This is a genomic window from Actinomadura sp. 6K520, from assembly GCF_004349245.1.
GTDB lineage: Bacteria > Actinomycetota > Actinomycetes > Streptosporangiales > Streptosporangiaceae > Spirillospora.
Window position 1 is genome coordinate 25,332 of record NZ_SMLC01000007.1, and the last position, 20,262, is coordinate 45,593.

Sequence of the window (20,262 nt, forward strand, 5' to 3'; positions counted from 1 at the left end):
CGAGGAGCACGTGTCGCGCCACCGACACTGCCGTTGCCGACGGACTCAGGACCACTTCGAGCTCTGATCACGTAGGTCTTCTCGACCGCACGTGCCCAGGTCTAGGCAGCGCGCATTCGGTAGTTGTCACTGACGCGAACGCGTCATGGTCTGCGCCAACCTGATTGCGCCCACATGTGCTGACCCGCTGGGCCAACTCTTCCCGGCTGGGGAAAAGAACCGTCCCCGGCCGGGGCGCTCTGCGGGTCCACCCCGACAAGCGGGCGAGGGCGAGGAAACGCAAGGCACGCTCCGCCCGTCATCGACGTCGACCACCGGCATGCCGGCGGAACGACGTTCCGCCAAGTCTGAGGTACGTCATCGAACAGGAAGCCAACATGCCTACTCCAGCACAGCAGCAGATCATCGCGGTCAAGCCGATCGCCGTGCCCTTCGACGGGCGCGACGTGGACCTCCAGGTGAAGGTCACCGCACCGAGGCAGGGCAACAACCTGCCCGTCATCGTGTTCTCGCACGGCAACGCGTGGTCGATGGACGGCTACGAGCCGCTCGTCGACCGGTGGGCGGCTGCAGGTTTCGTCGTCGTCCAGCCCACCCACCTCGACTCACGGCGCAACGCCATCGGGTTCGACGACCCGAGGTTCCAATCCATCTGGCGGGTGCGCATCGCCGACCTCCGCGCAGTCCTCGACCATCTCGATCAGGTCGTCGGCGAGGCCGGACTCGCCGACCGGGTCGACCTGGCGCGAGTGGCGCTCGTGGGCCACTCCTGGGGGGCCCAGACGGTCGGCGCGCTTCTCGGCGCTCGCGTGTTCGACGCGGCCGGCAACGCCGAGGAGGACTTCTCGTGCGAGGGCATCACCGCCGGCGTACTGATCGCAGCGACCGGGACCGGCGACTCCCTGACGCCCTTCGCGCAAGAGCACCTGTCGTTCATGCGGCCGGACTACACCACGATGACTGCGCCCGCTCTCGTCATCGCCGGCGACAAGGACCAGTCGAAGATGTCGACGCGAGGACCGGAGTGGTTCCTCGACGCATACGAGCTGAGCCCGGCGCCGAAGAGCCTCATGGTGATCCCTGACGGCGAGCACACGCTCGGCGGGATCGCCGGAGAGGCCGTGAGCGAGACGACCGACACCGATGGGGCCCGGGTCGCACTCGTGGCCGACGCCGTCAGCGCCTACCTCCTCGAGGCACTCGACGTGGACACCAGTGTCTGGTCGAAGTTCAGCGATGAGGCAGCGTCCGAACGAAGGGCCTCGTTCGCGCAGAAGAGCTGACCCTCGAACTCCTCCGCCGTTCTGAGCGGCTCACCCGGTGGTCAGGCCGGGGGAGCCCTCGCGGCCGGCTCCAGAGACGGCACAAGGCCGCACTCCTGCTGCACGCGACACCACCCCTGCCCCTGCCGAAAACCTCGTCCGTGCAGGTCAAGCCGCATGTTCGTACTCGTTGAGGGTTCCGCCCAGACGTTGCCGTCTTCAGACGTTCAGGTAGGCGATCTGGTCTGATTCGTTGATCGGCGGCGGCAGCGGCTTCAACGGGCGAGCATTGGCGATGCCTTGATGCGGGCGATGCTCGTTGCAGAAGGTCTCGAACTCGCCTAGTGCGGGGAGCAGGTGCCGCTGGTTCCAGATCAAAGTCCGGTCGAGGAGCTCACGGCGGCAGGTCTGCACCCACCGTTCCGTCAATGCGTTCATCCTCGGCATCCGCACCCCGGTGAGCATCGTCTGGATTCCGGCATCGGCCAGGACGGCGTCGAACGACTCGGGGAACTTGCCGTCCCGGTCGCGGATCAGGAACCGTGCCCGGCAACTCGCGTCCTCCAAGTCCATGACCAGGTTCCGGGCCGCCTGGGTCACCCACGCAGCGGTCGGGTGAGCGGTGGCGCCCAGAACCCGGACACGGCGGGTGCGATTTTCGATGACCGCCGGCACGTACATGCGGGCGCCGGCGAGGGTCACGGTATCCACGAAGTCACACGCCAGCAGCGCCTCGGCCTGCGAGCGCAGAAACCCGCCCCAGGTCGTGGCGGAACGCTCAGGTGCCGGATCAACGCCGGCGTCCTTGAGGATCTCCCAGACGGTAGAGGCGGCTACCTTGACGCCGAGCACCAGCAACTCGCCGTGCACCCGCCGGTAACCCCAACCCGGGTTCTCCCGCACCAGTCGAAGTATCAGCCTGCGGATGGAACGGACGGTCGGTGGGCGGCCCGGCCGCTTGGGTATGGATCGAGCGGCGTGCCGACCCGCGATCAGGTCGCGGTGCCAGCGCAGCACCGTGTCCGGCCGCACCAGTAGCCGCATCCGCCGTAACACGCTGGGACGGAGTCGGTGCAGCAACGCCGCGAGCAGTGCTCGGTCCGGAACGGTGAACCGCACCCGTGCACCGTCGAGTTGCCGCTCCAGCACGGTGATCTGGTGCCGCAGCACCAAAATCTCGGCGTCCTTCTCCCGATCGGTCATCGGCAGGAGACGCAGCACCGCGAACGCGTTGGCCGCGGTCAAGTAGGCCAGTCGCAAGAACACAGCCGCCCATCATCCCGCGACGACCGCCCTGCCGCCGCCTGTTTCGCAGCTGATCAAGCACGGCGCCCGAGCACCCCTCTACGCCTTCCACCTGCGTGGACGTAATTTTCGGCAAGCACACCGCCGAAACGCGGAATTGTCCATCTCGTGTCCACCAAGACCCGGAATTGTCCATCATTCCGCGGAACCTACCCCCCTGTAGGGTCCGGATGATCATGAGCACTCGCCGGCCGCTGACCTGCGGCACTCTGACGGGTGAGCAATGATGCCTTGCTGGCGTTCCGGATGATCACGAGAAATGAGGCTCGGGCACGATCCGCGAATTGCGTCCCGCAACGCCAGAGCGTGGGAGGTCTTCCGTCGCCGCGCCCACGCGGTCAGCACCAAGGTTCCTAGTCGGAAACACCACCGCTTCGGGCTCAGCATCACTAGAAGTCAGGGCCGGGGCCGTAGACTGCACTGGCCTCATCCTTGCGGCCAAGCGCCCCCAGGTTCGCGCTCAGCCGGATGCGGACCCGTTCGGTCCGGTCGTCTTTCTTGCCCAGGAGCCGTTCGTACCGGTGCAGCACATCGGTATTCAACTCCCTGGCGGTCTCGTGGTCACCCATCTTCTGCAGCGTGATCGCGACATTTTCAGCCGCGAGCAGGGTCGACAGGTTGTCGGTTCCGAAGAGGCGCCGGTTTCGTTCGTGCACGTCCCGGTAGGTGGCGAGCGCCATCTCGTACTCGCCTAGCCCGAAGAGGCTGGTGGCGAGCTGGGTCGTGGCGTACAAGGTTGTCCTGTCGTCGCCGCCGAGAACGCGGGTGCAGACGCTTACGGTGTCCTGGCTCAACCGCAGCGCTTGGTGATAGTCCTCGACGTTATTGAAGCACCTGCAGAGATCCGCGGTCGCATGCAGTGTCACCGCATGGTTCGCGCCGTGGGCTTCGGTTCGCAGTTGCACCGTTTCACGCAGCAGGGGAAGCGCCGTGTTGCCGTCGCCGATGTCGAGCAGGCACAGCGCGCAGTACTCGGCGGCGCTAACCCGGTCCGCATGCCGCATGCCTAGTTCCGCGCTCCAGCGGTGGTAGACGTCCTGGGCCAGGACCGCGCCGAGGTCGCTCCGGTTATTCGTGTGCAGATGCCACAGCAGGTCCAGCACGAGAGCCCGGAACTGTTCTGGCTTCCCTATGGGTACGCCTGTCTGTGAGGTGAAGCCGAGCAGGACCCGCAGGTCCGATGTGAGCGTGTCCCAGTCATCCTCGGCGTCTCGGTCGGCTGGGTCGAGTGAGGGGACGGCGGCGAGTCGGTCCCGGGCCTGTTCGCATGCCCTCGCCAGGTCTGCGGTCTGGGTCCGGAAGATCTCCTGGATGTCGCGGTGCGCGCGCTGGATCGTCTCGCCGGCTGTCATGCCTGGCGCTCCTCGGTGCTGTCGGCAAGGCGTTCAAGGCGTACCCCGTCGACAACCGGCGGGATCGTGCCGCCGGGTGCCATGCATGCCAGCCCGCGCCGGATGGCGTCCGCGAGAGTGGCCGCCACCTCGATCCCGGCGGCATCGGTCAGCGGTTCCGCTGCCGCCTCCAGCAGCCCCATGGCATCTCCCCAACTAGCAGCCGCTGATTGATACAGCGCGCGAAGCGCCGCACCGGGATCGGTTGCGACGAGCACCGGGAACAGCCGGGCACGTACGTCGGCGAGTGCCCAGGTCTCCCAGCGGAAAGGAGCGCTTTGTTCCGTCTCGGAGTAGAGCGCTGCCGGATCGACAAGTCCGCGCAGGGACCGCGCTTCGGCGAGCCTGGACAAGGCATCGACTCGCCGTGCCGGGTCCTCGCGGCTGGCCGCTTCGATGATCTGGTTGCCGAGCGCACGAAGGTCCGCGGAGTACTCCGGGCGGGCATCCGCGGCGAAGGCCACGAGCCCGGCCGCCGCGGGTAGCGAACCCTTTCCGATCATGTCGCCGACCTTGGCCTTGAACTCGGGGCTGAGCGGTTCTCCAGGTGCGGGCGTCACGAGGTCGACGACTGCGCCGTAACGCGGATCGGCGATCCGTACCCGTGCCGCATTGGACCGGTAGCCGGGAACGGCCGTGCTGATCCGGAATTCCTGGTAGGCCGCCTGTGCTCGCGCGATGTCGAACAGCCAGTCACCGTCGTCCGCCCGGAGCAGGTTCTGGTGGGCTTCGGCGAAGAGTGTGTACGCTCTCCGCCTCGCGATGGATTCGTTCGCGTAGTAGCGCGACAGCCAGGTCCACATGGAGATGTGCATCGTGTGCTCGAGGAACGTGAGGTCGTTGAGCGCGTCCCAGTCTTGACGTCGGCAGCCGTACGAGCGGACGGCGACCTCGAAACGGACCTGATGATCGGGGCGCGCGTAGGCCCAGGCTCGCCTGTCGGTGTCACCCATCTCGACGTGCCAGCGGTATGGCTCAAGCTCCGCGAGTGCCCGGTCGAGTTCGCGTGACAGCGCTTCCGCCGCGGGCCCGTGGTCGGGGGCGTGCCCGGCCCGGTGCAATCCGGCGAAGCCGACCGCACACTCACCCGGATCCGTGATCGCCCGCATCAGCCGGGCCGCACGAGCGAGATCGGTGGTCGCCTCGTGTTCGGCGAGTACGCGGAGAGTCCTGGCCAGGCTGTGCGGACCTCCGGCGACGGTGCGGACGGCGCGGACGACATCGGCCGGGTCCCGGTAGAAGTATCTCTTTGTGCACGCGGACCAGTCCTGGCTGAGGTTGTAGATCGCCATGCCGCCCTCGATGGAGTAGTGCCGGATCGGACGCTGCTCGCCGATGGGATGCACTGGGAACATCTCGAACTGCGGGGCATGACCGACAGACGGGGCACGTTTCCGCGTATAGCAGGCGGAGACCCATGTCGTTCCGGTCAGCGCCTCGATGTCGCCGGATCGAGCCGTGATCTCGTCGACCAGCCGGTCCGCCGCGCGCTGGTCGCCTTCATCCAGGCAGCGATGGGCGATGTCCGCCAGGACGGAGTATCTGTCCGCATTCACGTCGCGCTCGAGTTCGGGGACACCACGATCATCGACCGCGCCCGAAATGGCGAATAGCGACGAGGTCCATCTCGTCTGAGAAATTTCCCTGGCGACCTCGGCCGCGCGGGCAAGATCGTGCCGGGCGAATTCCATGGCCGCGTCCCGGAGGCTCTCGTTCCGGTAGAGGTTCTCCAGCGAGCCCGCGGTGTCGGCCACGGCGGGAATGGCGGCGTATTCTTTTTCGATCAGCGGGAGCGCGGTCGCGCGGTCGGTGGGATCCAGCGTCGACAGTACGTGCACTTTGGCCCATCCGTCGCGGTTCCCCGCCGCCGCCATGAGCCGGTTGCCGAGGGAGCGTGCCCTGGCGGGTTCGCCCCACTGGGTCCACAGCTCTATTCCATGGAGAAAACCCGGGGCGCGGACTGTGCAGGGGACCGTGGCATCGAGCGTCGCCAGCAGCATCCGCGCCGTCATCCGGTCTTCCGCGATCGCCGCGGCCGCCGCGGCGACGTTAGTGGCGAACTTCTCGCCGGCCGCCGCGTCGAACATCTCCGCTCGCAGCGCGGCGAGCCGGCCGGTGGCCTCGCCCGTGTCGTGCCGTCTCCACAGCGCGGCCAGCCGTGCCAGCCCGGGAAGCCGCGCGGCTGGGTTGAGACGGGCCAGGGCCCCTTCCGCCTCGCGCAGGATCGAGCGCACGTCCGGGGCCGCGGCGCGATCCGCGAGGTCCAGGTAGGCATCCGCCCGGTCGCGGTCGTCCCGGATACGGGCGATCAGTTCGCGTGCCCGTCGACCGTCGCCCGCAGCGCGGGCCGCCTCCCGGTACAGCGGGTCCGGTTGCGCCACCTTGCCGGACCCGATGGTCTCCGCGCCGTGCCGCCACAGGCGCAGCGCACGTTCGAGGTTTCGTGGAGCGAGCACCAGCGCCGCGGCCTTCATCGCCTCCCATGCGGAGGATTTGCGACCGTGGTCGCCGCCGGGATCGCCTGCGACGGTGACCGCGTTCTCCACCAGCAACTCGATCAGGTCCTCCACCGACGGATCGCCGGGGCCGGGCACGGCATAGCGGAGTATTTCCAGGATGGACGTGAACCGCTGAACCGATGGCGGGAGCGTCGCGGCCCGATCCAGCGCCTCCCGGAGCCTCCCCCGCCGGGCCAGCAGGCCGAGCGGCTTGGGGGGAAGCGCGGCATCGGCCTGGGCACCCTGATGGCGGATGACCCCCAGGTACACCACCTGAGCCAAGCCGTCCGTCAGGTCACCGGCACGCGAGACTCGTTCGGCGGCGTGATCGGCGAGTTCCATGAACCGCCAGTCGTTCCCGAACTCCGCCCGGATCGCCTGCCGCAGTCCGGGGCAGGCCAGGCTCACCAGGCCGCCCGCACCGTCCTTGTCCGAACGCTCCACATGAGCCGCCAGGTGCGCCAAGCCGTACCGGTCGACCTTTGGCCAGTCGACGTCGTCCCACGTGTCGGCGCCCGCGCGGTAGTGACGCACGATCCGCCCGTGCCACAGGGCCTCACGGACGTGGCATTCCGGGCATTCGTGGGCCGCCCGTTCGCTGACCAGGAATTCGGCGATCGACTCGTGGAAGAACGCGAGCCGGTCGTTGCGCCTGTCGAGCAGCCAGCGCATCCGGCTCACCACCACGTCGACCGAGTCGATCTCGACGCGGACGCCGGACAGCTCCGTGAGCTGCTCGATGGTCAGCGGCTCGCGTGCCACGGCGAGGACGCCGAGGATGCGTCTTCCGACGCCCTCCCACGCCGGCGTGACCGTGTCCGTCGGCGCTTGCGGGTCCTCGATGAGCTGCATGCCGAGTTGCTCGATATCCCGGCGGGCGGTCTCCGCGAAGAAGCCGTAGATGTCCGCGAGATCGGATCCGAAGTCGTCCAGCTTCAGCAGCTTGGCGACGAGGTCGTCGTTGTGGTCGGCGGACGCGTCATTCAGCGCGTGCGCGTAGCTCGCGAGGTACTGGAAGTTTCCCGACGCGTGCCGCGCCACCCGCTGCCGGAACTGGTCCGGAATGAGCCCGTTGGCCGCCAGCTCCCGCTCCGCGTGCGAGGTGCCGAGCGCGGTCTCGGCGTACTTGACCAGGTCGGCGCGAACCCGCGTGTCGGCGAGGTCGAGTTCGATCCTGGTGAGCATCGGACGCCGACCCAGCAGGTCCAGCGCCCGGTGCGGCCGGGACGTGATGACCAGGCGCACGTTGGGTGGCGGGGGAGTTCCGGCGCTCAGCCAGTTGATGAGCCCGTCGCCCTCACCGGACCGGGCGGCGTCGTCGAGCCCGTCTATCAGGACCACAATCCGGGCCGCTGGATTCTGCTCGAGCAGGACCTTCGCGGGGGCCCACAGCGCCAGGTAGGCGAGGTTGTGGGGCTCCAGCAGCCGGGGCTCCAGCTGGGCCGTTCCGATCCGCACTCCGGTAACGACGCCGTCGCCTTCCACGCGCCCGACTCGCTGCTCTACATCCAGGATGGAATGATCCGGGTCGCCAGCATGCATGGCGGTCTCGTGGAACGGGGAGACGACGAGGTCGTCGATCGTGACCCCGATGGCGCTCCCGCCGGGTCCGACCTGGTCGATGTCCATCTGGACGACGATCTTCAGCCGCTCCAGGGCGAATGCCGCTGGATGCCGCCGGGCGAGCTGGTGCCCGACCGAGAGCAGGAATGACGTCACGTCGCCGGGAGCGTGGACACCCTTGTCGGGCTGTCCGATGAAGTACCGCAGCCAGTCGTCGCGGTCTCTGGCGAGGCCGCAGGCCAGGGTGGTCTTGCCCGCACCCGGTTCTCCCGTCAGGAGCACGAACCGGCAGGCGTCTTCGGCGACAGCGGACTCGATGCCCTCCACCATCCAGCGCCGATCGATGAAGTTCACTCCGGTACGGTCACGGATGAACGCCTCGAACGGCCGGTCGTCCTGCGGCTCCACGGTCAGCTCCCCTGCTTGAGCTCGACCCCGATGAGCTCACCGCCCGCTTCGACGCTGCCGGCCCGTACGTCGCCCTCGATGTGTCCAGCGGCGCGCCCGGTCGCGACGGCGACGGCCTTACCGGCGACTACGCCGTCGACGTTGATCGTGCCCCGTACCGTCGGTGACGGCTCGCCGGAGCGAACGCTTGGCTGCTCTTCCGCGTGCTCCCCGCCTGCTTCCTCGCTCGCCTTCGGCGGCACCGCCGCCGGCAGCGCCCCGTTCCGGCTGCCGCCGGCCCTGAGATGCGCCTCCAGGCGGGACAGGGAAGCGCCGAGTCGATCGCCCGCGTGAGCGGCCGCGTTCGCTGCCTTCTGATAAATCTGGTGGGCTCTGGCCGGGTGCCCGGCGTGGCTCGCCGCCCGCATCCAGAGTTCGACGAACTCCGCGTCCAGCAGCGCCTGCGGGTCGTTGGCGGCGCGCTGCTCGCATTCGTCGAGCACCAGCGCATGGTCGTGCCGGCTCATCCGCTGCGCTAGGCAGTGGATCACGGCGTCCCGGTACTCCATCCGCAGCGTCTGCCCGGTGTTGTCGGCCCACTGGCCGCGCAGACCGCGCAACGGGTGCCCACCGTGCAGGCCGGTCGCCGTTGGTCCCCACTCCCGCAGCGCCCGCTGCATGAGCCCCAGGCTCTCCGCGTCATCGACGCGGCGAGCCTCGGCGCACATGGCGCGGAAGCGCAGCACATCCGCCTGCTCCTGCGTGACGGGCAGACAGTAGCCGCCATCGCGTGCGGGTACCGGGTCGCCATCGGGCGATGCCCGCCGCAGCTCACGGCGTAATTCGGACGCCACCCGCTCGACCCCGTGCTCCGGATACGGCGTCCTGAAGTCCCACAGGACCTCCTCCAGGCGCTCCCTGCCGACCACCGCGCCCCCCGCCATCGTCAGGACCGCGAGCAGATGCTGCTGCTGCCGGGACAGCTCGGCGGCCCAGCCGTCCTGCCGCGCGGCGACCCCGCTGAGGATCTCGAAAGTGATCAACGAACCTCCTGCGCACCCGTAGCGAACCGGCAGCGCACCCAGGAGCGCACCGGCATGGCAGACCGTGTCCTTGGCCGGGAGTTCCCCGGACAAGGACGAGAAGGGAAAAGACAATGGGCAAGGAAGGCGACTGGCCGGAGTTCAGGCTCGCGTGCAACGGGGGCGGCGGCTGCGTCGTGGTCGAGCACATCGCGGACGCAGTGGTCATCCGAGACTCCAAGAACCTGCACCAGCCGGGGCTGGTCTTCAGCAGGAGGGAGTACGCGGACTTCCGGCGCCGCGTCCGGGGTGGCACCTGGCCCCGGACCGTCCTGCAGTTCCTCGCGTCCGTGCTGCGGACGGCGGCGCTGATCCTGCGGCACGTCACCCACTGACCCCCCGGCCCGGGGTGCCCGGCGTTCTCCTCGCCGGGCACCCGGGGTGCCCCCGTGCTCATGACCCGTCCTCATAAGCCGTCCTCGGCGGGCTGCGCGCGGACGTCAGCGGCGATGCCCGAGAGCAGATCGCGCGCGTCCGGGCCGTAGACGGCCATCTGCTCCAGCAGCGGCCACTGGGCCCGGTAGAGGGCCACCTGTCCCGCGTCACTCACGGTGAGGTTGGCGTGCACCGTCTCCACCAGGACGAACGCATCTGCCCCCGGGTCGGCCGGCTCGATCACGACGAACCCGTGCGGCACGTGCGTGAGCGCCCGCGCGGACTGCGGAACCACCCCGATGACGACATTCCCAAGGGTGGCCACCGAGGCAATCCGGTCAAGCTGGGCGAGCATCAGGCTGGGCGGCCCCGGTCGCCACCGGAGCGCGGCCTCGGTGATGAGGAAGCCGAACTCCCGCGCCGGGTCGAACAGCGCGGCCTGCCGGTCCACCCGGCTCGCGGTCACGCCGGGTATGTCGGGCTCGGCATACGCCGGTTCGAACATGGCGACCACCCGTCGGGCGTACTCCGCTGTCTGTAGCAGGCCGGGCACCAGCGTCGGCTCATAGACCAGCACGGCGCGGGACCGGGCCTCAATCTGCTGGATATCGTCTTGCAGGTGGCCGTGCCCGCGCATCGCCACGTCCCAGGGATGCACCTCGGTGTAGGCGGCCTCGGCCAGCGCCACCGCCCTGCTGGCCACGTCCTCGGAAGCGCTGACCGCAGCCGTCCAGCCGGTCACCTCCGGGATAGTCGGGAGGGTAGCGCCGGACTCGATCCGCGAGATCTTCGACTGACTGACGCCGATCTGCTCCGCGAGCTGACGACCAGGCAACCCAGCCTGCTCACGGAGCCGCCGCAGCTCAGCGCCGAGCCGACGCCGCCTGCTGAGCAGCACGTGCAGATTCCCATCCCCAGCGGGCACAGCCCTCCCTGCGCAGTAAACGAATCAAGGCAAGCCAAACTGAATCATGGAGCATGCTCCTGCATAGTACGGCAAAACCGGGCCCCGCGTGGAGTTTGATTCAAGGAGTGTCATCTCGGGCGGCTGCCATGTCGTCGACGCCGATCAGCGGGCGGCGGAGAGACCTCAGCACGGCCGAGCGGGATCTCGGCCTTCCTCACATCTCCCTCCCGATGTGGCTGCGCTGCCGCCTGCTCCCGTGCGACCTGGAGGATCTGCAGTGCTTCGCGGATGAATTCGTGGCCGGCGTCCGTCGGGGACAGAGGCGTGCTGGACCTGTCGATGATGGGGAATCCGGCGGCTGTCTCGATCTTGGTGACCATTTGGCGCAGGGCGCTGTCGCGCCCGCCGTAGAGGGCGCGTGCTGCGGCGGCGAGGCTGTCGTGGCCGGGGATGCGGGTGATCAGTTCCAGTCGGGTGAGGGCGCCTGTGCGCATGGTGACGGCGCACATGGCGGGTGACGGCGGTGCGGGCAGGGTCAGGTGGCCGATGCCGCTGAAGTCGCTGTGCCGGCGGATCGGCAGGCCCCAGTTTCTGGCCAGGCTCTTCAGGTAGTGGGCGGTGACGACACGCTCGCGAGCGAGCGTGTCGATGCTGCGGAGCTTGTCGACGTACTCGCGGTGCAGCCATTCCCGGGTGATTCCCGATTCCGGTGGCGGCCGTCGACAGGTGGGCCGCTGGGGCCACGCCGTCGATCTGCAGGAGCCTGCGGATGGTGGCGGTGGCGCAGCCGGCCATGGCGGCGATCTCGGTGATGGGCAGGTTCTGGTGCTCGTAAAGGTCCCGGAGCCGGGCAGGGCTGAGGACTTCGGCCCGCGGAGGAGAGACGGGCAGGCCGTTGGCGGTGGCGGGCGGCGGGCCGGTGCCGGCAATCTCGCAGTACAGCCGGACATGCTCGGCGGTTAGGCCGAGGACACTGGCCGCCTCGTGCACGGAGCCGGTCCCGGCCAGCACGGCGGCGACCTCGTCTCCTGCGAGGCTGGTGGGGTCGGCGCCGGGCCAGTCCTACAAGGTGACCCAGCAGGCGGGCGGTTCCCAGGTGAGGGGCTCGGTGATGCCGTACCGGGCGAGGTTTGCCTCGGCCTGCTGGCGCAGGAAGGCACGCAGCGGGCCAGGTGCGCTGTAGCGGAAGCTGGTGCAGTGCCAGCCGAACGGCTTCCTCGCCCCGGGGATGGCGGGGTGCTCGCCGGTGAGCAGGACGAGCAGGTACCAGTGCAGCACGGCCAGGCGGGGGGCGTAGCTTCTGCTCCAGCCGTGCTGGAGGCGCAGCCGTGTGTAGGCGTCAAGGTCCAGGGTGACCGATTCCGGGCCGGTGAACAGCGCGCGGCGCCGCGTGTCGTTGATGGGACTGCCGTGCTCGTCCAGGGCGCAGGCGAGTTGGGCCAGTACTGACGCCAGCGGGGTAAGGCCGCGTTCGCGGTAGATGATGCGTTCCACTGCGCTGCGGTCGGTGTCGAAAGAGTGGTTGGCGAGCAGCGGGCTGGCGCACTCGAAGTTCAGCTGCGGTGGCCCTCCGGGCAGCAGCAGGAAGCTGGCACAGCCGCGCCGGAAGGAACTGCACGTGGCACTGTGCGGCGCGTCATCCTCGGCCGCGGAATGACGAGACCGCGGCAGCAGCCGCAGAGTCCAGCCTGGCCACAGCATCGCGGGGATCATCGCCGCGCGGCGGGTGATGGCCCCAGCGGACAGGACGGGCCAGCGGGGCCGCGGGGTAGCGCTGGCGTAGCGGAGCCGGGCGTGCAGGCTCGCGTCGCCGTCGAGGCCGCCGAGCACTTTGCTGACCATGTCGGGGCCGCACCAGGCCCTGTGCTTGCCGAATACCTCGTCCGTGCACGTCAAGCCGCATGCCGGTACTCGTTCAGGATGCCGCCAAGACGTTGACTTCTTCTGATGTTCAGCTGGGCGATCTCGTCGGGTTCGCTGATCGGTGGAGGTAGTGGCTTCAAGGGGCGTGCGTTGGCGATGCCCTGGTGAGGCCGATGCTGGTTGTAGAAGGTTTCGAACTCGCGAAGGGCGTGGAGCAGGTGCCGCTGGTTCCAGATCGACGTGCGGTCGAGGAGCTCGCGGCGGCAGGTCAGCACCCACCCTTCCATCACCGCGTTCATCCTGAGCATCCGCACCCCGGTCAGCACCACCCTGATGCCGGCATCGGCCAGGACAGTGTCGAACAGGTCGGGGAACTTGCCGTCCCGGTCACGGATCAGAAACTGCACCCGGCAGCCCACGTCCTCCAGGTCCATGACCAGGTTCCGAGCCGCCTGGGTCACCCACGCTGCGGTCGGGCGGGCGGTGGCGCCCAGAACCCGGATGCGGGCGGGTGCGGTGCTCGATGACCGCCAGCACGTACGTGCGGGCGCCCATGAGGGTCACGGTCTCCAGGAAGTCGCACGCCAGCAGCCCCTCGGCCTGGGAACGCAGGAACCCGGCCCAGGTGGTGGCGGAACGCTCGGACGCCCGGATCGATGCCGGCTTCCTTGAGGATCTTGCACACGGTAGGGGCCGCGACCTTGACGCCGAGCACCAGCAGTTCACCGTGCACCCGCCGATAGCTCCAGCCCGGGTTCTCCCGCACCAAGCGGAGTACCAGCAGCCGGATGGAGCGGACGGTCGGTGGCCGGCCCCGGCCTTGTGGGGTTGGATCGGGCGGCGCGCAGGCCCGCGATCAGGTCACGGCGCCAGCGCAGCACCGTGTCTGGCCGTACCAGGAGCCGTATCCGCCGAAGTCCCACCGCGACGCAACGGGTGCAGCAGCGCCGCGAGCAGTGCCCAGTCCGGAGCGGTGAACTGCACCCTCGTCGCCTCCAGTTGGCGTTCCAGCACCGTGATTGGATGCCGTGGCACCAAGATCTCAGCGTCCTTGTCCCGATCGGTCATCGGGAGCAGGCGGAGGGCCGCGAAGGTGTTCGCCACGGTCAGGTAGGCCAGTCGCAACAGCACAGCCACCCATCCTCCCGCGGCACAGCGGTGTCATGGCCCGGCCGGAACCGCCAAGCCCGGCGCCGCTGCCTGCCGGGCACTACGTCTCTCACCTGCACGGACATAGTTTTCGGCAAGCACACGGTTCGAACTCGGAGTTCCCGAGTCGGAGCCAGGCGATATTGCCTTCATGCTGGGCGGCCCGCAACGACCACCCAGTCCTTTCACCGCATAACGGACAAGCCCATCCCAGGTTCTGGACACCGGCCGCTACTCAGCTGGACGTCCTGAGCCGCCTCACCATGCGTCTGCCGCTCCAGCGGACCAGAATTTCTGCACTCATCATGACGACCCGAAGCCACTCAATAGCGCTTGGTCACATCACTTCACATGCCGCATCCTTACTGCCCCCAATGCGCCAGGCCTGATGTGGCCAGGACCGATCAGATTGATACATAGCCGAGACTAACGTTCATCACTATCATCTCACCATGGGCACGGAACATAGCAATGATCTAAGAACCTTTTGTCGGCAAGTCCAACAGCGCTCGGTAGAGCACCAGCAAGCTATGCCCGTCGTCATAGAAAATGGCTGGCGATCAATTAGCGTAGGCATCCTGCGACAAGAGCTTGACTCAATGGTCCGCGTAATCTACCTGAATTCACAGCCACCTGAACGCCAGGCTCAACTACTTGCCGACTCAGTGAATGGTGAGCGCTGGAGAGGCGCTTCAGGGAAACCTGTATTCGATAGACAGATGGTGGACAATACAGGAATTTCGGATGGCTGGCCGAAGATAGTTTACAAGTTTGGCTGCACCTTCATTCACCTGTCCAGCTCTCACGACCATATGGCGCGCGACCCTTTCCAGGCGCTACCCATCCATGAACGACAGATCATTGTTGATTACATCAACTATTACCACGACAATAAGCCTCTCGATCCAGTGACGATTGATTCTGATTTTGAGACCGTACACCTCTATGTGCCATACATTCTAGAAAAGATATCTACGAACCTTGAGTTTGAACTTGAAAAACTCGAGAATGGCAAGCTCACTTAGCATTGATCTCGACATCCCCTCGATTTAAACCGGTTAAGTACGGCGACCGGACGACGCGTCGAAGCGGCACCCGCATGATCGCGTAGCCACCGCGCCAGCCACTCCCCCACCGTAACCGCCGAGCAAGCCACGCGATCACCAACAGCCCATGGCGGCTCGTTGTCGGCTCGGCAGTTCTGAAACTAATCGGCATGCAGTAACATTGGACAGCAGGAAAATCGGGCGAGATGCGGACGGTTCGGCATACAATGCCACTGTGCAACCCGTTCCGACACGACAATTTCGGACTTTTAATCCGTAGGCTGTGGGTTCGAGTCCCACGCGACCCACCCTTCCTGACCTGGGCAAACACGGCTCCCACTGCTCGCGGTCACGCTGCCCGCGCGTGCGGCGCTGCGCCGCCGGTCCTAGCGCACGCCCACGGGGCGGGAGCCGGCGTCGCGCCTGCTCCCGCCCCGGCGTCCTCTCGGTGCGCCCGGTGGTGGTCAGGATCGCGAGACGACCTCGGGGCGGCCGGCCAGGGGCGTGAGGTGTTTGAGGGCCTGGAGGATGTCGGCTACCTGCTCCTTGGCGTCGCCGAAGAGCATGTGCGTGTTGTCGCGGAAGAAGAGCGGGTTCTGGACGCCGGCGTACCCGGTGGCCATGGAGCGTTTGAACACGATGACCTGCCGGGCGTTCCAGACCTCCAGGACGGGCATGCCGGCGATGGGGCTCGCGGGGTCCTCCTCGGCGGCGGGGTTGACGATGTCGTTGGCGCCGATCACCAGGACCACGTCGGCGGCGCCGAAGTCGTCGTTGATCTCGTCCATCTCCAGCACCAGGTCGTAGGGCACCTTGGCCTCGGCGAGCAGCACGTTCATGTGGCCGGGAAGGCGGCCGGCGACCGGGTGGATGCCGAACCTGACCTGGACGCCATGGTCACGCAGCCGCGCGGTCAGCGCGGCGACCGGGACCTGTGCCTGGGCGACGGCCATTCCGTAGCCCGGAACGATGATCACCGAGGAGGCCGCGGCCAGCGCTTCGGCGCTCTCCTCGGCGGTGATCTCCCGGTGCCGGCCGTGGTCGGCGCCGGACGCGGCGGCCGCCTCGAGGCCGAAACCGCCGGCGATGACCGAGAGGAAGGAGCGGTTCATCGCCCGGCACATGATGGCCGACAGGTAGGCGCCCGAGGAGCCCACCAGCGCGCCGACGATGATCAGGAGGTCGTTGCCGAGCAGGAACCCGGACGCGGCGGCCGCCCAGCCGGAGTAGCTGTTCAGCATGGAGACCACCACCGGCATGTCGCCGCCGCCGATGGAGGCGACCAGGTGCCAGCCGAGCAGCAGCGCCAGCGCGGTGACCGCGATGAGCTGCCACGGCCGGGGCTCGACGACGAAGGCGACGGTGAGCGCGAAGAACGCGACGACCGCCGCGACGTTGAGCAGGTTCTTGCCCGGCAGCATCAGCGGCGCGGACTTCAGCCTGCCCGACAGCTTGCCGAAGGCCACGACCGAGCCGGTGAAGGTGACGCCGCCGATGAGGACGCCGATGAAGACCTCGGCGCTGTGGATGCCGAGCATGCCCTCGCGGGCGAGCGCCGCCGCCTCCGCCCCCTCGGGATGGTGCTCGACGTGCAGGTAGCCGCTCCAGCCGACCATGACCGCCGCCAGCCCGACGAAGCTGTGCAGTAGTGCGATGAGCTCGGGCATCGCGGTCATCTCCACCGCCCTGGCCCGGTTCAGGCCGATCAGCGCGCCGACCGCGACCGCGGCCATGAGCAGCCCGAGCGCGGGGAGGCCGATGCCGCCGTCGATGGTGAGGGCGACGGTGGCGGCGAGCGCCACGGTCATGCCGAGCATGCCGTAGGTGTTGCCCAGGCGCGCGGATTCGTGCCGTGAGAGCCCGGCCAGCGCGCGGATGAAGAACAGCGCCGCGACGATGTACGCCGCGGTCGCCGCGGTTGCGACCGTCATTGCCTAGCTCCTGATGAACATGGCGAGCATGCGGCGGGTGACCGCGAATCCGCCGAAGACGTTGATGCTCGCGAGCAGGATCGCCGCGAGTGAGAGCACGGTGATCGCCGTGCTTCCCGCGCCGATCTGCACCAGCGCTCCGACCACGATGATCCCGGAGATCGCGTTGGTCACCGACATCAGCGGGGTGTGCAGTGCGTGGTGCACGTTCCCGATGACGTAGTAGCCGATCACGATGGCCAACGCGAACACGGTCAGGTGCACCTGCAGCGCCGCCGGCGATATCGCGATCAGGCCGAACAGCCCGGCGGCCGCAAGGGCGGCGCCGAGCCGGCGCAGCGCCGGGTTCGGCGCGCCGTCCGCGTCGTCCCCCTCGGGGTCCGGCTGCGCCGGCTGGGCGGTCACCGGTGCCGCCGACACCGGTACCGGGGGCGGCGGCCAGGTGAGCTCGCCCTCGCGGACGACGGTCATCGAGCGTTGCACGACGTCGTCGAAGTCCAGGACGAGTTCGCCGTCCCGTTGCGGGGTCATCGACTCGATCAGATTGACCAGGTTGGTCCCGTACAGCTGGGACGCCTGCGCGGGCAGCCGCCCGGCCAGGTCGGTGTAGCCGAGGATGACCACGCCGTTCCCGGTGACCACCCGCTCGCCGGGAACCGTGCCCTCGACGTTGCCGCCGTTGGCCGCGGCCATGTCGACGATCACCGACCCCGGCCGCATCGTCGCCACCATCTCGGCGGTGATCAGCTTCGGCGCGGGCTTCCCGGGGATGAGCGCGGTGGTGACGATGATGTCCACGTCACGGCACTGCTCGGCGTAGAGCGCGGCGGCGCGGGCGTTGTAGTCGTCCGACATCTCCTGGGCGTACCCGGTGTCCGGTGCGTCGCCGGTCTCGGCCTCGGCGACCGCGAGGTAGTCGCCGCCGAGCGAGCGCACCTGGTCGGCGACCTCCGGCCGCGGGTCGGTGGCCCGGACGATCGCGCCGAGGCTTCCGGCCGCGCCGATCGCCGCGAGCCCGGCGACGCCGGCCCCCGCGACCAGCACCTTCGCCGGCGGCACCTTGCCCGCCGCGGTCACCTGACCGGTGAAGAACCGCCCGAACTCGTGTGCGGCCTCGATCACCGCCCGGTACCCGGCGATATTGGCCATCGAGGAGAGCACGTCGAACGACTGCGCCCGGGAGATCCGCGGCACCGCGTCCAGGGACAGTGCCGTGATGGGACGCCTGGCGAGGTCCTCCACCAGATCCGGCCTGAACCGGGGGCTCAGCAGGCCGATCAGTGCGGCTCCCGGTCGCAGTGCGTCCAGTCGCCCGGGTGGGGGCGGGTCGACGCCCAGCACCACGTCCGCGGCGACCGCGTCGCCGATGGCGGCGCCCGCGGCCTCGTACCGGTCATCGGGAAAGCCGGCTCCGGCCCCGGCGCCGGACTCGACGATCACCTCGTACCCGAGTTTCTGCAGACGGGTAACGGTGTCCGGCGTCACCGCCACCCGCCGCTCGCCGGGCGAATCCTCCTTGAGAACCCCAACGATCATGACAAGCACCTCACATCTCTCGCGCACCAGCGCGTGGTGCGCGGCGTCGCGCCGGTGGCCGGGGGGTGCCTGTCTGCCAGTGCGGCCGTGGGCGAGCGGACGGCGCCAAGTATCTTGGCATCAAGGTAATTCTGCCGCGAACGCGACCGCTTCCGCCACACACTGTGTGCCAGTCTTGGCTGTGACATTTGGGCACTTGCGCACTGCCCCCGCGGGAGTACGCCTCGCCTCACCAGCCCGTTTCGAGGACGTCGTCCAGCGCTTCGGTGAACTCGCCGGCGTGCGCGGACGTGAACGTCAGCGGCGGTTATCGGACGGCCGTCACAGCATCTCGCGCACTTCACCCGAGAACATGACCACGGAGGCGACCTCGTAGGTGGCCGCGTCCTTGCCCGCCGCCGCCATCTCCGGGCTGCCGAGCGCGGTCTGGAGCGCGTCGGCGTCCTCGAACCACAGTTCGGCGACGAGGTAGGGCGCGTCGCCCCGGAGCGGGCGCGGCCGCGCCAGGGTGAACGACTCGATCCCCGGCAGCGCGCGGACCAGCGGCACGTGCACGCTCTCGTATCGCTCGTCGAACGCGGCGGGGTCGGCCGGGGAGAAGTACTGGACGGTGAGCCGGTGCATGGAGGGCCTCCGAGGCGGGAGTCGTGGCCATGGCCTGGTCATTGGCTGTGAACATCAACAGGTGGCAACCGGCCGACCTGGCAGGTCACCACGTGACAACCTCATCTCTGTTCGCCGTGTGCGTCAACGATCGCGTCCCTCGCGGGACTGACCGCGGTCCCGGGCGAGGCGGTGTACGGCGCGCCCAAGCACGCCGCGATCGGCTTCAGCCTGAGCACGCTCGCCGACCTGCGCCCGGCCGGGATCAAGGACATCGACATCTCCTGCGTCTGCCCGGACGGGATCTGGACCCCGATACTCCACGACAAGCTCACCGACCCCGCGTCGGCGCTGTCCTTCTCCGGCAGGTTGCTCCGGCCCGAGCAGGTCGTCGAAGCCATTCGCAAGATCTTGGACCGGCCGCGTCCGGTCACGGCGGTACCGGCCTGGCGGGGCCTGCAAGCACGTCGGCCTCGGTCCGGATGAGGCGGCGGACGATGAGGGCGGACGGCGAGGGGCGGCCGTCCCGCCGCTGCGTCAGGCACACGTGGACGGGGGGCGCGTCGCGCAGCGGAAGCCAGACCAGGTCGGCGATGTCCGCCGACGGGTTGAAGCGGGCGAGGATGCCGAGCCCGACCCCCTGGGCGACCATCACCTCGACGGTGCGCGCCGACATGGCCTGGACGACGACATCGGGGGCGGGCACGTGCCGGTGCAGCATGTCCCACATGACGGTGCCCGCCCGCATGGTGACGACGGGCCAGGTCTCAAGGTCGCGCCAATGGACGTGGCCGCGTCCGGCCAGCGGATGGTCGGCCCGCATGCAGACCCCCACCGGGGCGGACATGAGCGGTATCCGGTGCAGGCCCGGCGCGGCCGGGGTCCCCGGCATGGTGACCACCCCGAAGTCCAGTCCCCCGTCCAGCACGGCTGATTCGATGGCGGCCGAGGCCCCCTCGCGGACGGTGAACCGCAGCCCCGGATGCTGCTCCCGCAGCCGGCCCACGACCGGCGCGATGATCGTCTCCGCGGTCACCGAGACACCGCCGATCTGGACCCGGCCGCGGTAGGCGCCGCTCGACTCCATGGCCGACTGGCGCACCGCGTCCTCGGCGGCCACGAGGCGTCCCAGCGGCTCCATCAGGGCCTGGCCGGCCGGTGTCGGGCGGACGCCGTGCCGGCTGCGGGTGAGCAGGACGACGTCGAGATCCTCCTCCAGCAGGCCGATCTGCTGCCCGATGGTGGGCTGGCTGACGCCGCATTTCGCGGCGGCCGCGCGTAGCGACCCGGTCTCGATGGCGGCCAGGAAGTACCGCGCTCGTTCCACCCGCACGGGCTCACTATAGAAGGAAAACCTTTCACGG

The 20,262-nt window shown here is 68.6% G+C and carries 18 protein-coding genes and 1 tRNA gene; 6 read left to right on the plus strand and 13 right to left on the minus strand.

The features are described 5' to 3' along the window. Positions 1-377 precede the first annotated feature (377 nt). Positions 378-1,283: an alpha/beta fold hydrolase gene (locus tag E1289_RS03715; protein ID WP_131975269.1), complete on the plus strand. Its 906-nt coding sequence runs from the start codon at positions 378-380 to the stop codon at positions 1,281-1,283. Positions 1,284-1,481: 198 nt separating this feature from the next. Here the strand turns inward: E1289_RS03715 and E1289_RS03720 are convergent, their stop codons facing one another. From E1289_RS03720 to E1289_RS03730, 3 genes are all read right to left on the minus strand, one after another. Beyond that, positions 1,482-2,507, minus strand: coding sequence for an integrase core domain-containing protein (locus E1289_RS03720; protein WP_207928770.1), 1,026 nt, complete (start codon positions 2,505-2,507; stop codon positions 1,482-1,484). A gap of 449 nt (positions 2,508-2,956) precedes the next feature. Further along, positions 2,957-3,919, minus strand: coding sequence for a tetratricopeptide repeat protein (locus E1289_RS03725; protein WP_131975273.1), 963 nt, complete (start codon positions 3,917-3,919; stop codon positions 2,957-2,959). Beyond that, on the minus strand, positions 3,916-7,641 hold the full coding sequence (locus E1289_RS03730) for a hypothetical protein (RefSeq protein ID WP_165970326.1): 3,726 nt from the start codon (positions 7,639-7,641) through the stop codon (positions 3,916-3,918). Before E1289_RS03730 ends, E1289_RS03725 begins: the two co-directional genes overlap by 4 nt. A gap of 225 nt (positions 7,642-7,866) precedes the next feature. Between E1289_RS03730 and E1289_RS37960 the strand changes: the two genes are divergently transcribed. Next, complete coding sequence (locus tag E1289_RS37960; protein ID WP_165970327.1) at positions 7,867-8,169, plus strand: hypothetical protein; 303 nt, start codon at positions 7,867-7,869, stop codon at positions 8,167-8,169. Between the two features lie 260 nt (positions 8,170-8,429). Here E1289_RS37960 and E1289_RS03735 read toward each other — a convergent pair whose 3' ends face one another. After that, positions 8,430-9,449 (minus strand): hypothetical protein, encoded by a 1,020-nt coding sequence (locus E1289_RS03735; protein WP_131975277.1) that lies wholly within the window; start codon positions 9,447-9,449, stop codon positions 8,430-8,432. Positions 9,450-9,562: 113 nt separating this feature from the next. On the opposite strand from E1289_RS03735, the gene E1289_RS03740 reads away from it, so the two are divergent. Then, positions 9,563-9,823: a DUF397 domain-containing protein gene (locus tag E1289_RS03740; protein WP_131975279.1), complete on the plus strand. Its 261-nt coding sequence runs from the start codon at positions 9,563-9,565 to the stop codon at positions 9,821-9,823. A gap of 71 nt (positions 9,824-9,894) precedes the next feature. Here E1289_RS03740 and E1289_RS03745 read toward each other — a convergent pair whose 3' ends face one another. The 5 genes from E1289_RS03745 to E1289_RS38865 form a co-directional block, all read right to left on the minus strand. Then, complete coding sequence (locus tag E1289_RS03745; RefSeq protein WP_243712589.1) at positions 9,895-10,761, minus strand: helix-turn-helix transcriptional regulator; 867 nt, start codon at positions 10,759-10,761, stop codon at positions 9,895-9,897. A gap of 137 nt (positions 10,762-10,898) precedes the next feature. Continuing rightward, positions 10,899-11,279: a LysR family transcriptional regulator gene (locus E1289_RS03750; RefSeq protein WP_131975283.1), complete on the minus strand. Its 381-nt coding sequence runs from the start codon at positions 11,277-11,279 to the stop codon at positions 10,899-10,901. A gap of 553 nt (positions 11,280-11,832) precedes the next feature. Next, positions 11,833-12,612, minus strand: coding sequence for a hypothetical protein (locus tag E1289_RS03755; RefSeq protein WP_131975285.1), 780 nt, complete (start codon positions 12,610-12,612; stop codon positions 11,833-11,835). A gap of 50 nt (positions 12,613-12,662) precedes the next feature. Continuing rightward, the gene (locus E1289_RS38860) at positions 12,663-13,067 is read right to left on the minus strand and encodes an integrase core domain-containing protein (protein ID WP_207928771.1); all 405 of its coding nucleotides are present in this window, start codon (positions 13,065-13,067) and stop codon (positions 12,663-12,665) included. Between the two features lie 427 nt (positions 13,068-13,494). Further along, positions 13,495-13,770: a hypothetical protein gene (locus E1289_RS38865; protein ID WP_207928772.1), complete on the minus strand. Its 276-nt coding sequence runs from the start codon at positions 13,768-13,770 to the stop codon at positions 13,495-13,497. Between the two features lie 464 nt (positions 13,771-14,234). Between E1289_RS38865 and E1289_RS03765 the strand changes: the two genes are divergently transcribed. Beyond that, entirely contained in the window at positions 14,235-14,807 is a 573-nt protein-coding gene (locus E1289_RS03765) for a hypothetical protein (RefSeq protein ID WP_131975287.1), read from the plus strand. A gap of 220 nt (positions 14,808-15,027) precedes the next feature. Next, positions 15,028-15,136 (plus strand) — tRNA-Lys (locus tag E1289_RS37965). A gap of 156 nt (positions 15,137-15,292) precedes the next feature. Here the strand turns inward: E1289_RS37965 and pntB are convergent. The 3 genes from pntB to E1289_RS03780 form a co-directional block, all read right to left on the minus strand. Continuing rightward, positions 15,293-16,759: a Re/Si-specific NAD(P)(+) transhydrogenase subunit beta gene (gene pntB, locus E1289_RS03770; protein ID WP_131975289.1), complete on the minus strand. Its 1,467-nt coding sequence runs from the start codon at positions 16,757-16,759 to the stop codon at positions 15,293-15,295. 3 nt (positions 16,760-16,762) lie between these two features. After that, complete coding sequence (locus E1289_RS03775) at positions 16,763-18,295, minus strand: Re/Si-specific NAD(P)(+) transhydrogenase subunit alpha (protein WP_131975291.1); 1,533 nt, start codon at positions 18,293-18,295, stop codon at positions 16,763-16,765. Positions 18,296-18,616: 321 nt separating this feature from the next. Further along, positions 18,617-18,919: an EthD family reductase gene (locus tag E1289_RS03780; RefSeq protein WP_131975293.1), complete on the minus strand. Its 303-nt coding sequence runs from the start codon at positions 18,917-18,919 to the stop codon at positions 18,617-18,619. Between the two features lie 129 nt (positions 18,920-19,048). Between E1289_RS03780 and E1289_RS03785 the strand changes: the two genes are divergently transcribed. After that, positions 19,049-19,384, plus strand: a complete 336-nt coding sequence (locus E1289_RS03785; protein ID WP_207928778.1) for an SDR family NAD(P)-dependent oxidoreductase — start codon at positions 19,049-19,051, stop codon at positions 19,382-19,384. On the opposite strand, the gene E1289_RS03790 is transcribed toward E1289_RS03785, so the two are convergent. Then, positions 19,329-20,231 carry a LysR family transcriptional regulator gene (locus tag E1289_RS03790; RefSeq protein WP_165970328.1) on the minus strand — a complete coding sequence of 301 codons (903 nt, stop codon included), beginning with the start codon at positions 20,229-20,231 and terminating at the stop codon, positions 19,329-19,331. The genes E1289_RS03785 and E1289_RS03790 overlap by 56 nt on opposite strands. Between the last annotated feature and the right edge of the window lie 31 nt (positions 20,232-20,262).

Coding starts and splice junctions, on each gene's coding strand:
- E1289_RS03750 (WP_131975283.1), bottom strand. CDS start 11,279: ATGTGCGCCGTCACCATGCGCACAGGCGCCCTCACCCGACTGGAACTG.
- E1289_RS03740 (WP_131975279.1), top strand. CDS start 9,563: ATGGGCAAGGAAGGCGACTGGCCGGAGTTCAGGCTCGCGTGCAACGGG.
- E1289_RS03715 (WP_131975269.1), top strand. CDS start 378: ATGCCTACTCCAGCACAGCAGCAGATCATCGCGGTCAAGCCGATCGCC.
- E1289_RS03730 (WP_165970326.1), bottom strand. CDS start 7,641: ATGCTCACCAGGATCGAACTCGACCTCGCCGACACGCGGGTTCGCGCC.
- E1289_RS38860 (WP_207928771.1), bottom strand. CDS start 13,067: ATGGACCTGGAGGACGTGGGCTGCCGGGTGCAGTTTCTGATCCGTGAC.
- pntB (WP_131975289.1), bottom strand. CDS start 16,759: ATGACGGTCGCAACCGCGGCGACCGCGGCGTACATCGTCGCGGCGCTG.
- E1289_RS03780 (WP_131975293.1), bottom strand. CDS start 18,919: ATGCACCGGCTCACCGTCCAGTACTTCTCCCCGGCCGACCCCGCCGCG.
- E1289_RS03725 (WP_131975273.1), bottom strand. CDS start 3,919: ATGACAGCCGGCGAGACGATCCAGCGCGCGCACCGCGACATCCAGGAG.
- E1289_RS03755 (WP_131975285.1), bottom strand. CDS start 12,612: ATGGTCAGCAAAGTGCTCGGCGGCCTCGACGGCGACGCGAGCCTGCAC.
- E1289_RS03775 (WP_131975291.1), bottom strand. CDS start 18,295: ATGATCGTTGGGGTTCTCAAGGAGGATTCGCCCGGCGAGCGGCGGGTG.
- E1289_RS03765 (WP_131975287.1), top strand. CDS start 14,235: ATGGGCACGGAACATAGCAATGATCTAAGAACCTTTTGTCGGCAAGTC.